A 12,569-nucleotide genomic window follows, 5' to 3' on the forward strand; every position below is an offset into this window, starting at 1 on the left:
ATTATTCTCCACCCCATGCAGGGTTCCAGTCGATTCCATTGGTGTCTTGCAATTCCCAGTAAAACTTGGAACGCGGCTTCGCGTCAGGACCGATCTCCTGCATCGTTTCTGCATCAAATAGTCGACCATTAATCATCGTCATCGAAACAGAATTTGTGTTTTCAATATTTTCCAGAGGGTTTTCATCAAGAACAATTAAATCAGCGAGCTTGCCTTCTTTGATAGAACCAAGCTGATGATCCAACCCAAAGGAGCGAGCACCATTTATTGTCGCCGCACGCAGAATTCTCTCTGGCGTCATGCCGCCCTGCGCCATCAGGATCATTTCCCAGTGGATAGCCAGCCCAGAAACCTGACCATGAGAACCAACATTCACTGGTACACCTTGACGATCTAACTCTGCATATGTTCTCGCGACTGATCGGAACCCAACATCATAAACAGTGTCACTCGCTTTAATGCTGTGCATACATCTTACATGCAGTGGCGCGCCACCTGCGCCTGTAATCGGATTGTACGAATTATTCACATCCGGCACGAAGTTCTTGATTTTAACTTCATCGTCGAACTCAAAATTCTGGTAGATGTAGTTTTCTCCAAACAAAGCCCCAAAAACAACGATCAAAGTTGGTGTTGCTGAAACTTCAGAAGCCTTAAACAGCTCTTGCAAATCCTTATAATAAGTATCCACCGGCAAATTGTGTTCAAGATTTGTATGACCATCCAGCAGCATACTTATATTCGTATAAAACTGCCCTGCTCCCTCAGCATCCACCATATACCCAGCTTCACGTGCTGCTTTAACCAACCACTGACGTTTCTGGCGCGATGGAAATTTATATGTCTTTAATACAGATGGCCCCATGGCTTTGCGCAAAGTCATGATGTCTCGTGCTTCATCCAACGAATTAAACTCGTGATAGACACCGCCCCAGCGTCCTTCGACACCGTGGATAACTTGAGCTGATGAGAACCAACGCGGCCCCACGAGCTGCCCTGCAGCAGTCATTTCACCGGCTTCATAGCTAAGCTGATCATTGGAATATGGGTCAAAATTCGTTGTTACCCCATAAGCCAAAGCTGCATAGCGCCCAGCATGCTTTTGCGGCATAACATCTACGCCATAACAACAATCTATGTGGCCATGCGCGTCCAGAAAGCCCGGCATGATCGTTTTGCCTGTGATGTCTACAATCTGTGCTTCGTCTGGAATTGCAACATCCTCTTGGCGGCCAAATAGCTTGATTTTATTGCCTTCAACGACAACCACACCATTTTCTATGACATCCCCTTCAATTGGGATGACACGACCACCAACAAAAGCGAACAATCCTTTTTCCTCAGGTGCCTCAACGCTAAAGCCAAGATCAAGATCACATGTGGCTTCTGCTTTGGCTGGCAAGTTGATTTCACAAATTGTTGGCCCAAAAGTCCAACGTAGTGTTAAGCCATCATTGCTCCAGCTCAAATCATATCCACCAAGTGGCGCAATCATTTTCGCATTTTCAGTATCTATTTCTGAAACTTCCCAAGCTTCATCTGACTTTTTAAATGGCGCAATAAAAAGGTCATTATTGTCTTTAAAAGCCAGCCATTTTTCATCTGGGCTAATGTCTAAATCGCGCACATTATAGCTGGTCGTATAAGCGTGTTCCTCTTGGTTTTCACCATTGAGCGAAACGCTGAACAATCCTTCTTTCTTGTCGCGGCCGCGCCCAGCGCCAATATAATATAGCTTACTGTCATCTTTTGAGAATTGCAGCAGCTTGTCAGCTTCTTCGACGAAATCAATCTCTTCAGTTTCAAATGTATAGGTATAGATGCCTGCTTCTGGTCCCGGAGCACTCATGGAAGGGTCAGCTGGCATTATGCGATAAGCAAGCAATTTTCCCGAATGTGAAAATACGGGGTCGCGAATAGTGCCTGGCGTGGACACAAGCACTGTCTCTTGTCCGGTTTTCAGATCGCGATAACGTAGCTCGCTTCCCGTTTCGTCATCCCATGAAACATATACCAACTCATCACGGTCAAATGAAAGCGCGGGTTCAAACTCGCTTTTGTCCTCACCTGTAAAAGCAGTGATTGGCGTGTTATTGGTCAGGTCTTTTTGCCAAAGCTTACTAAGCGCTCTGAAAACCACAATTTTATCGTCTGCAATCCAAACTGGATTACGTATCGTCTTCACATCGACAGTTTCCGGCGCAAGATCTTGCTGAACACGGATTGGTGGTTGAATTTCATGTTTGGAAGTCAGCTTAAAGGGAATTGTTGAAGCATCACCATTCTCCATGTCTATGCGCAAAATTTTCCCTTTAGACCAAATGGCAATATGACGGTTATCAGGAAACCAAGCATAGGAAGGATAGTAATGCTCTTGCGGTAGATAATCACTTTGCAGGTCGCGGCTTAACTCAGAATAGACCGGTGTCTGACGACGCGTTTCAGTGTCGAATGTGAACAGGACTGTCTGAGCTTTGTGACGACGAATAAACGCTATTTTCTGTCCATCCGGCGACACTTCTGCTGTCGTCGCGCTACCAAAGCCAGATATGTATGGTCGCGCTAAATGCCCGGGCTTGCGCTTATGGTGAAGCTTACGTTTCTTACCTCTTCCATCGTTTTCACGACCCGCATCATAATGCCCTTTGGACTTGAGCTTTTCCATATCAATTTTCAATGGCGCTCGCATAACGTTGAAGTTTTTCAGCCCTGTGTTCACATAAACGTAATGATCCCCTCCCACGCGCTGCGTGTAGTAGAGGTATTCGCCATCTGGTGAGTAACGCGGCTCTTGCACATCGCGGCGACCGCCCGGTGCATCAACCATATGTTTTGGTTCGCTGCCATCAACATAATATTCCCGAATAGTCGAGGAATATACCTTGCTAGCTTCCGGCTCCCGCACAACAGCAATTATCGCCTCATCAGATGGCGACCAAGCAGGAGATGATATAATATCACGCTCCTCAAAACTAATCTGCTTGCGTTTTTTGCCTTTAACGCTAGCTGTCCAAATATTATCATGACCTGAAGCGTCACTAATGTAAGCTAGCGTTTTGCCGTCACTGCTAAATTGAGGGCTTTTCTGAGTAGCTGGGCCAGATAGGATAGCTTTTGCTTCTCCGCCCTCCGCTGACATGATGTAAATGTCATTGAGCAAGTCGAACGCAATCCACTTTCCGTCCGGACTAATATCCAGACTCATCCAGCTTCCTTCTTCTAGCTCAAAACTAACATTCTTGGGTGTTTGCTCCGCATATGCTGTGCAAGCTGAAGCCCACGCAACAAATATCACAATAAACCGTAAAAACACCAAATCCTCCACAGCGATACAGCACAATTAGTTTTGTATCTCACCCTCCCCCGTATCATCATTCATGATTTTGCGTTTATTGTGCGCTTTTATACGGTGCGCCCATATATGACGCAGCAAGACATTTTATATGCTAATCAGCGTACCAACTCACACATAAGTTGCGTATCGAGCAAGCTGTGGTGAGTTATACACACCATTATAATTTATAGCGCCAAGCCTTATCTATTTTCTTCAAAATTGATGGTGACAAATCTATCCTTGGCACATGTGAGCTTTGCACCATCTGCAACGAAAATTTATTTCCCAGCAGCGACACACAAACAAAATATTATTGATATAAAACAATAATTTAAACTACACTCAGCAACCAAATATTTTGAACCACACGGCAAAAAAGTATGCTTTTAGGTTGTATTCAGCAGACTTGAACCTGCACCGGATAGTCTCCTATCAACTTGCGTTCGACATGAGTTAAACACGTATAGTTGGAGTAAGAGAATGACGTATAAATTTGCAACACTGCTAGGCTTACTCAGTATTCTTCCAATGTCTGCTCAAGCACAAAACAACGTTACCCCATCTGAGCTGCAATCAGTCCTTGCCGAGATTGAACACTTAAAATCCATTCAGACAGAAACGCAGTCTCGCATTTCAAACTTAGAAGCTTTGATACAAAACACCACTCGACAAGATACCCAACTCGACACTCTACCAGCCCAAAAGAACACTTCCCAAGAAACATTGCAGCAGGATCAAACGCCTAAACTTTTAGTCAGCGGAGACTTCTTTACACGGTTTGAAGGCAATTATAATTCGCCCAATAAAATCGATAGAGAGCGCGCCGTAATGCGAGCACGTTTAAGGGGTGATTATCAAGTTTCAGACGCGATCAAACTTGGTGCGATGCTCGAAACTGGTGACCCTGATGATCCAAACTCTGGGTATCTGACTGTAGACGAATTTGCGGACGACCTACAAATAAGCTTAAGCCAAGCATTTATTGAATACTCAACTGATCTTGCGACTTTCAGGGCTGGTAAAATTCCAATGCCTTTTAAGAAGACCGACCTTGTGTGGGATGGAGATGTGTATCCAACCGGTCTCTCCCTGCAATCTGATCTTTTGGAAAGCGAAGCCCAAAAACTATCATTTTCAAGCCTTTTGTTTCTAATTGACGAGAATGCCACCGGCGAAGACTCATCAATGATTGGTGGTCAGCTTAGTTATGAAGCAAAGCTCGCATCCAATTACGCATTTGGCTTAAATGCAGCATATTACGACTACGAAATTGAAAGCATGGAAGGCGCAAACTCGGGAGATACCCGTGACAATCTTCTAGATGTCGACGGACAATATCTATCCGACTTTGATATTTTGGACGTTCTCGCATCCTTTAAATGGATCGGCCCCAACGAGAACTGGCCCATTAATTTCAACGCAAATATTGTTCAAAATTTCGGGTCTGCTGTCGATGATGATACAGCCTATGGGGTCGATTTAAGCGTAGGAAAAACATCAGCTCCCAAAGACATGAAATTCGGCTACGGATACGGACAAGCTGAAGTCGACGCTGTATTTTCTGCCTTCTCAAATGATAATTTCAGATACGGCACAAATTACGAAGCGCACAAACTTTCGTTCGCTTACCAGCTCGATAAAATGATGCAATTGAGCGCATCAGTCTACCATTATCGCCGCTTAAATGAACTGTACTTAAAAACAGGCGAAGATACCGATTGGCAAGACCGAGTAAGGTTTAACTTCATCATCAACTTCTAATAAATTCGCCTGTCCGTAAAATTCGTTATCTTCTTGGTTTAATTTGCTTTTCGTTTAAACCAAGAAGATAACCCAAGAAACATCATTACCAGCAACCAAATTCCAACCATAAAATTTAGGACACGGCCAGGAAGCCCAAGAATCTGACCTGTGTGCGCTGGATATAATGCATTGGCGAACTGCTGTCCGGCTCCCGCTTTCGATGCGTCATTATTGAGTAGCACTTGACCATCGCCGCCTATACGCACTGTGGATGCACCATATAAACGCGGCATTTCACTGGGCGCTTTTACACGAACTTCGAAATAATCCCGATGCGCATTTATTGGTTTAAAGGCTGAGAGCGTCTCAAGGTCATAGAGAGAGCTGACAACCTCAAGAGCTTCCCCTGAGTTGATAGTGCGACCTTCCGAAGGTTGAGCGACAGTCTCTGGTAAATCAGCTGCCACCCAAGAATCAACCACATCTGAATTTGACAAGAGAAATCCAAAAGTAACCAATACGATAGCCAATGGTGCACCCCATAAACCAATTTCCCAGTGCAGGCCCTTTAATTTAGCCACGCTTCCAGCTTTCCCAACCTTAGCCAGATGATTGAGCTTTTTGCGGTGTTTCCAACCATACACGAATCCAAACACAATATTCGTAATCAACAGCACAGCTGAAATCGAGAAAATCGTATACCCAAGCGCGCCAAGAAACATGTTTTTGTGAAATTGTGTGAGCGTCTCAAACAAAGCACCATCTGAATAAAGGTTTGAGTCTGGGCGATGCCTTAAATCCTCGCCTTCTCCATTCACACGCAGCGTATAGTCAGTGTCATCTTTGGTGTAATAAATATCAAATTGACCTTGTACCCCACCCGATGACCACATTGACCAAACAGTGGCACCATCACTTTGCAAGGCATCAACCCTTGCACCTAATTTTTCAGGAATAATAGAAGTTACCTCTGCTCCCAAAGCAAAGTCATCAATATTGCCTCGAAAACTAATCAGCGTACCCGTAACCGCTTGAAGGAGCCAAAACCCTGCGAATATTAGGCTCATCCATCTATGCGCCTTCATAACCCATTTCAACATCGCAATTTCTCCGTCAGTCTTGGATACAAGTTGCAATATTGCTCTCACACAAAACCAGACGCGATATAGACATCAAATTGATGCGCAATGGTGCATTAACCGCACCAGATAAGCTCCTGAACACATCTTCGGCAAGCCATTTTTCAATTCTACCATGTCGTTTTCAGTGGAGCCTCAAAATGATTAAATTTGCCAAATCTTGTCGTTATTTAGCCTGTACAGCCATCCTTGCTGGACTCGCTGGATGTGCGAGTGTGACGAACCAATCTCCCGCGAGTATTGAGCAATCACTTATCGCAGCAGACAAAGCCTATGATGCGCACAATCTACAAAATGGATACAAATCCGCTTCTGAAGCATTTATCGATTTTGAAACAGCCTTCATGATCGAAGCTGGTGAAGGCTTCCTAACAGATGAAGCATCTATCATGGCAGAGCGCCAGCTGGATACTGCACCTTCCCCTGTTCACTGGGGCCCAATCGGTGCCATGGCTGCTGCCAGCGGAGACCTCGGCATAACTTGGGGCACCTTCTCCATCGACGATTCAACAACAGCTGGAAATTACGTCACGGTCTGGCGCAAAGTGAATGGTGAATGGAAGATAGTGACTGACGTCGCCGTTGATGATCCAGTAGCTGAATAAGCAATAATTCTAACTTAGAGATTACAAAAAACCTCCAACCTAGATTAGCTAGGTTGGAGCCTTAAAGCCTGCTTCCACCACTAAAGAACGCCTGAAACCGTTATACTTAAAATCACTTAAAAGCTGGAGAGGCACGACACTCCACGCACAAATTTCAAACAAAATTACGACACTAATCTGAAAGAATGGCAGCAAATTTTCGTTAGCTAATCAACAGCCCCATTCCTAAAACATAGACCAATTGGCTTTGTCTTAACCGAATCTAATTGTGTCCTTCTCAACACAAAACCCACACAAATTAAGAATAATTCGCAAAAGCACTTGATAAAAACCTATCTTGCAATTAGTTCGCATTTACACACAGTGTTTTAAAGGACGGGACTATGCAAAGCAAGGCAGCCAATAACGGCATTAGAAATTTCAATACGCTATTGGCGACAACAACTCTTGGGCTGGTGATGATTCCATTGACCGCTCAGGCTCAAACTCAGCCACCGGCTCAATCAGAACCCGTAGAAGTTGGCGAAGTCGCGATTGACACGACCGCATCTGAATACAGGGCTGAACCTGAATCTCCCAAATACACAGCGCCGCTAATTGATACGCCCCGCTCTGTTACTGTGGTGACAGAAGAAATTTTACAAGAAACTGGTGCAACATCGCTAGCAGACGCACTACGCACAGTTCCTGGCATTACCATGGCAATGGGTGAAGGTGGAGCGCCATTGGCTGACCGCCCATTTATTCGCGGTGCTGAATCGACAGCCGGTATTCTCGTCGACGGTCTACGCGATTCAAGCTCACAGTCGCGTGATACTTTCAATCTCGAACAGATTGAAGTTGTGCGCGGTGCCAGCGGACCGCTCGCTGGTCGCGGTGCAGCTGGGGGTAGCTTAAACCTGGTTACAAAAACGCCTAAAGCTGAAGACTTCATAGCAGGTTCTATTGGTGCCGGAAATGCCGATTATTTGCGTGGCACAGTAGACGTGAATAAGGCATTGACTGACAACCTAGCTGTACGGCTGAACCTGTTGGGACATGACTCAGAAATAGCTGGACGTGATGGCGTTTATGACGACCGTTGGGGAATAGCACCGTCCATTGCATGGGGCTTCAATGGTCCTACAAAAGTAACAGCAAGCTACTCTCATTACGAGTCTGACGGCATCATCGATTACGGTGTTCCACTCGATACCACGACAGGCAAACCCGTAGAAGGCATCAACCTAGACAATTTCTATGGGCTATTAAACCGTGACTTTCACGAGACGGAACTTGACTCAGGACAGCTAGAAATCAGCCATGACCTGAATGACAATCTACGCCTGCGCAATATTACGCGGGTTATGACGTCTAGCCTTGCATACATAGCCAGTAACCCAGACGATTCTCAAGGCAATGTCGTAAATGGACTAGTCTACCGAAGCCCAAAATCAACCAATTCAACCACAGACACCTTCACCAACCAAACTGATCTACAAGCTTGGTTTGACACAGGTTCTCTTTCTCACAGCCTGTCTACTGGTATTGAATTCACCAGTGAAGAAACCGACAGAGCGACCTATTCAGTTGATACAACAGCTCCCGGCGGCGTAAGCATTCCTCGAGGTGGTTGTGATCAGTTTGGTGCAGGTGAAGCAAGCGGGTATAATTGTACCGATCTGTACGCACCTAACCCAAACGACCCATGGACTGGAACATATACACTTGGCACCCCGACCAACACAACTGCCGACACAATTGGAGCTTATATCTTTGACTCCATCACTGTCTCAGACAAATGGGTCGTGAACCTTGGCGTAAGAATGGATGACTTCGAAACAGAAACTTCGACTGATCTATCAAATTCCGAAACCATCATAAGCTATCAAGCTGGTGTTGTTTACAAGCCTGCTAATAACACAAGCGTATATGCATCCTTCGCCACAGCTGCCACGCCATCAGGTGTGACAATTGGTGATGGTGGCGACAATATCTCAACGACAAATCAGGACCTAAAACCTGAGCAAAACCGCAATTACGAAATCGGTGTAAAATGGGAACCCGGCTCAGGTGATATAGCACTAAACGCCGCCATCTTCCGTAATGAGATACTAGACGGCCACGTGGCAACTGCAGCAGGCCGCGGTGCTCCCCAACAAGCTATTGGTGAACAGCGTGTGGATGGTATCGAACTAAGCGCTTCAGGTAACATTACATCCAACTGGGGTATATTTTCAGGATACAGCTATCTGAATTCAGAAATCATTGATGCCGGCCCGGTTAATACCGACCAAGTTGGTAACAAGATGCCAAACACACCTGAACACAGCTTCACAATTTGGACGACTTACGACCTGTTTGAAAAAGCTCAGATTGGTGGCGGCGCAAGCTATATGTCTGAACGTTTCGGTAATACAGCAAACACAAAAAGTGTGGATGATTACTGGCGTTTTGATGCAATGGCATCCTACGATTTCACAGACAATATTGCCTTTCAGCTCAATATGAATAACTTGTTCGACGAACGTTATTTCGAACGTGTCTATTCCACGCACATGGCAACAGTCGCGGCCGGACGAACTGTTATCGCAAGTCTGAAATTTAAATACTGATCCTTAGATCAGGACCACCGTATAGACACTGTGGTCCTGATCTTTTACTGACGAGTACAATGTAAATGCTGGTTCGAATACCGGACGTTTTATCCAAAACGCAAGTCTCCGAAATGCGCCATCTCATCGATGGCGCAAACTGGGTTGATGGGAATGTAACCTCAGGAAGTCAAGCTGCACTGGCAAAGCAGAATGAACAATTGGCTGGTGACACTTTGCAAGCCCAGCAAGCAGGTAATATCATTCTGGACGCACTCCAGACCAACCCACTCTTCATATCCGCAGCGTTACCACATAAGGTCTATCCGCCTTTGTTTAATCGTTATGCGGGCGGCCAGAATTTTGGCAATCATGTCGACAACTCAATCCGCCCTCTTCCAAATAGTGATTTTCGTATTCGCACAGACCTTTCCGCCACCCTGTTCTTAGCTGAACCTGATAGCTATGATGGTGGTGAGTTGATAATAGATGACACTTACGGATCCCATTCCATTAAGCTGGATGCAGGCGATATGATTTTGTACCCCTCCACAAGTCTGCACCGTGTCACACCAGTCACCCGTGGCGTAAGGGTTGCCTCATTCTTCTGGCTCCAAAGCATGGTACGTGATGATGGCCAGCGAACTCTTTTATTTGATATGGATAGGTCTATCCAGGCATTAACCGCAAGCAATCCTGACCATCCTTCGATCGTCCAGCTCACGGGCGTCTACCACAATCTCGTGCGCAGATGGGCTACTGTCTGATCTGCATTTAAATACCGTCGAGAAAGGCCATTAGAAATGGAACCGACACAAGCAATTATAGCCGACACTAGCAAATCAGGCGGTGCGCTCGACCTAATGATCACAGGTGGTCCCGTCGTTTGGCTGTTGATCGTGTTGTCAATCATTGCGCTGACAATAATCATCTACAAGCTTATACAATTTGTTTTACTGGGGATTGGAAAAACAGAGCATATCGAACGCGCAATTCAACTTTACCGTGATGGAAACAAAACCGAAGCGCTGGCAGCTGTTCAAGGAGCCAAAGACCCTACCTCCATAGCAGTGGCAACGGCTATTCGTGGCAATATGCGTCCAGATGCAAGCGACGAAATCGTCCGCGAAGAAGTCGAACGCGTTGCAAGCTTAGGCATTTACGGACTAAAATCACAAATTAGCATTCTAGACCTGATCGGCTCACTTTCTCCTCTTCTCGGCCTATTGGGAACCGTCATGGGAATGATCCAAGCATTTCGCGCCATGGAAGCCGCGGGCCGCAACGTCGATCCAGCCATCCTATCTGGCGGTATCTGGGCAGCCCTTTTGACCACTGCTGCCGGATTGATCGTGGCAATACCCGTTGTGGCAGTTTCCAGTTGGTTTGAACGCGCAATTCAACATACGGCACACCGTACTGAAGACGCTGTGACTCGTATCTTTACACCTGATCTGACGCACCGCAATGAGAACATCTCCAATGAAATTCGCGCAGCTAAATAACAAGCCATCCAGTTCACGTATTTCGATGACGCCACTGATCGACGTTGTCTTCATCCTTTTGTTGTTTTTCATGCTAACCTCTACATTCGTGGTACGGCGTAATATGGATCTAGCAACACCCTCCATTTCATCAGTGAGAGATACGACTGACGAAGTAATCCATCTTGAGCTGAACAAAGACGGTCTGACATTTGAGGGACAGTTATTAACGCTAGATGATATTCATGACTTACTGAATGCACGTCTTACTTCTGGAGATCCTGTTAATCTGTCCATAGGTGAAGGCGTGCCATTGGCCGCGACTGTGGAAGTCATGGACGCCTTAAAGGCATCCGGAGGACGAGCTATTGCACTGCAAACTGTGGAGGTTACACAATGAAACTTTCCACCAGTCAGAATACTGCACAATCAGCGAGCATTGATGATCGCATTATGCCTCTAATCAACATTGTTTTCTTGCTATTAATTTTCTTCCTTGTGGCAGGTGTTATCAAGGATGTAGAGCCAGTAGAAGTTGATCCTCCCGCTTCCATTGCGGAAATTGAAAGTGAAAACTCAGACTTAACGATTTTCATCGCTGAAAATGGCCAACTCGCTTTAGATGATGATTTGCTTGATGATACCATTTTCAAAACGAAGTTAACTGCCATAATCACCAACCATCCTGAAAAATCTGTACGGATAGTAGCCGACAAGAACATTGATTCCACAAAGGTAATCGACATATTGGAAACGCTTCGTCAGGCTGGGTCATCACAGGTAAAACTCACCACGCGTGTTAAGGAAGCACCATGAACCAGAAACATATTATCTGGAGCGTTGCTTTTGCAGGCGCAGTTATTGCGCATAGTGCTGCATTGTTGGGGTTTTCTTCTTCGCCAAGTGCTGCGTCGCCGGCATTACCCGTTGTTGAGCATGAAATACTGCTAATGCCTTTAGGTTCTCTAGAAGGCGCGATCGAAGAGACCACTGAACCAGAGCAAATTGAAGAACCACCTGCACCACCACCTCCACCAGTGCAACCGCCACCTCAACCATCACCCAAGCCGGCTACGAAAGTTCCAACCACTACCGCTCCCATTTTACCCCCCGCAGAGCCAATAGTAGCAAGTACACTGACTGCTGCACCTGAACCGACAGTGACACAAGCAATTTCGGCTTCCACTAAGACAACGGCACAGCCAGTTAAAACTGGAGGAAACACAACTGCAAACAAAGCTTCAAAACCACCAAAATTCGGAGTTCCCAATGGCGTCAAAAAAGAGCAAGCGAGCTATGCTGGACTGCTTCAAGCTTGGTTCCTGAAACACAAAAGATACCCGCACCAAGCGCGTGCACGCCATCAAGAGGGTGTCGTGAAGGTTTGGTTCAAAATAGACCAACAGGGCAATATCCTAGAAAAGCGAATTGAAAAAAGTTGCGGTTTCTCTATTTTAGATAAGGCGACCCTAAGCCTATTGCAGAAGGCCTCCCCCGTCCCTGCACCACCTCAAAAGCTCCTCGCTACCGACTTAACCTTTGTCGTGCCAATTGCTTTTACAATCAAATAGATAAACATTTAAATGTATGACCTACAGAAATTTCGTCACGCCTTGATATTAGAAATTTGCTTGAATTTCAGCCCAGTAAAGTCCATTTAACTTTGGTCAGACATCGCCGTTTTAGATGTT

10 protein-coding genes are annotated in these 12,569 nt (G+C 45.8%); 8 read left to right on the plus strand and 2 right to left on the minus strand.

Annotation, left to right across the window (positions count from 1 at the left end; genetic code table 11):
• Position 1: 1 nt before the first annotated feature.
• Positions 2 to 3,313: an amidohydrolase family protein gene (locus HBAL_RS12720; RefSeq protein ID WP_015828351.1), complete on the minus strand. Its 3,312-nt coding sequence runs from the start codon at positions 3,311 to 3,313 to the stop codon at positions 2 to 4.
• Between the two features lie 501 nt (positions 3,314 to 3,814).
• Here HBAL_RS12720 and HBAL_RS12725 point away from each other — a divergent pair.
• Positions 3,815 to 5,095 carry a putative porin gene (locus tag HBAL_RS12725; protein ID WP_015828352.1) on the plus strand — a complete coding sequence of 427 codons (1,281 nt, stop codon included), beginning with the start codon at positions 3,815 to 3,817 and terminating at the stop codon, positions 5,093 to 5,095.
• 38 nt (positions 5,096 to 5,133) lie between these two features.
• Here the strand turns inward: HBAL_RS12725 and HBAL_RS12730 are convergent, their stop codons facing one another.
• Positions 5,134 to 6,177, minus strand: coding sequence for a PepSY-associated TM helix domain-containing protein (locus tag HBAL_RS12730; protein ID WP_015828353.1), 1,044 nt, complete (start codon positions 6,175 to 6,177; stop codon positions 5,134 to 5,136).
• 179 nt (positions 6,178 to 6,356) lie between these two features.
• On the opposite strand from HBAL_RS12730, the gene HBAL_RS12735 reads away from it, so the two are divergent.
• From HBAL_RS12735 to HBAL_RS16415, 7 genes are all read left to right on the plus strand, one after another.
• A complete protein-coding gene (locus HBAL_RS12735; protein ID WP_015828354.1) occupies positions 6,357 to 6,821 on the plus strand; it encodes a Cif family virulence factor in 465 nt (154 codons plus the stop codon).
• A 383-nt stretch (positions 6,822 to 7,204) separates the two neighbouring features.
• Entirely contained in the window at positions 7,205 to 9,415 is a 2,211-nt protein-coding gene (locus tag HBAL_RS12740; RefSeq protein ID WP_015828355.1) for a TonB-dependent receptor, read from the plus strand.
• Positions 9,416 to 9,480: 65 nt separating this feature from the next.
• Complete coding sequence (locus HBAL_RS12745; protein ID WP_015828356.1) at positions 9,481 to 10,161, plus strand: Fe2+-dependent dioxygenase; 681 nt, start codon at positions 9,481 to 9,483, stop codon at positions 10,159 to 10,161.
• Between the two features lie 36 nt (positions 10,162 to 10,197).
• Entirely contained in the window at positions 10,198 to 10,899 is a 702-nt protein-coding gene (locus tag HBAL_RS12750) for a MotA/TolQ/ExbB proton channel family protein (protein WP_015828357.1), read from the plus strand.
• Positions 10,877 to 11,278: an ExbD/TolR family protein gene (locus HBAL_RS12755; RefSeq protein ID WP_015828358.1), complete on the plus strand. Its 402-nt coding sequence runs from the start codon at positions 10,877 to 10,879 to the stop codon at positions 11,276 to 11,278. Before HBAL_RS12750 ends, HBAL_RS12755 begins: the two co-directional genes overlap by 23 nt.
• Positions 11,275 to 11,694 (plus strand): ExbD/TolR family protein, encoded by a 420-nt coding sequence (locus HBAL_RS12760; protein WP_015828359.1) that lies wholly within the window; start codon positions 11,275 to 11,277, stop codon positions 11,692 to 11,694. Before HBAL_RS12755 ends, HBAL_RS12760 begins: the two co-directional genes overlap by 4 nt.
• On the plus strand, positions 11,691 to 12,449 hold the full coding sequence (locus HBAL_RS16415) for an energy transducer TonB (protein ID WP_015828360.1): 759 nt from the start codon (positions 11,691 to 11,693) through the stop codon (positions 12,447 to 12,449). Before HBAL_RS12760 ends, HBAL_RS16415 begins: the two co-directional genes overlap by 4 nt.
• Positions 12,450 to 12,569: the final 120 nt, after the last annotated feature.

The organism is Hirschia baltica ATCC 49814 (assembly GCF_000023785.1).
GTDB classification, from domain to species: Bacteria; Pseudomonadota; Alphaproteobacteria; order Caulobacterales; family Hyphomonadaceae; genus Hirschia; species Hirschia baltica.

Coding starts and splice junctions, on each gene's coding strand:
- HBAL_RS12725 (WP_015828352.1), top strand. CDS start 3,815: ATGACGTATAAATTTGCAACACTGCTAGGCTTACTCAGTATTCTTCCA.
- HBAL_RS12730 (WP_015828353.1), bottom strand. CDS start 6,177: ATGTTGAAATGGGTTATGAAGGCGCATAGATGGATGAGCCTAATATTC.
- HBAL_RS12735 (WP_015828354.1), top strand. CDS start 6,357: ATGATTAAATTTGCCAAATCTTGTCGTTATTTAGCCTGTACAGCCATC.
- HBAL_RS12740 (WP_015828355.1), top strand. CDS start 7,205: ATGCAAAGCAAGGCAGCCAATAACGGCATTAGAAATTTCAATACGCTA.
- HBAL_RS12745 (WP_015828356.1), top strand. CDS start 9,481: ATGCTGGTTCGAATACCGGACGTTTTATCCAAAACGCAAGTCTCCGAA.
- HBAL_RS12750 (WP_015828357.1), top strand. CDS start 10,198: ATGGAACCGACACAAGCAATTATAGCCGACACTAGCAAATCAGGCGGT.
- HBAL_RS12755 (WP_015828358.1), top strand. CDS start 10,877: ATGAAATTCGCGCAGCTAAATAACAAGCCATCCAGTTCACGTATTTCG.
- HBAL_RS12760 (WP_015828359.1), top strand. CDS start 11,275: ATGAAACTTTCCACCAGTCAGAATACTGCACAATCAGCGAGCATTGAT.
- HBAL_RS16415 (WP_015828360.1), top strand. CDS start 11,691: ATGAACCAGAAACATATTATCTGGAGCGTTGCTTTTGCAGGCGCAGTT.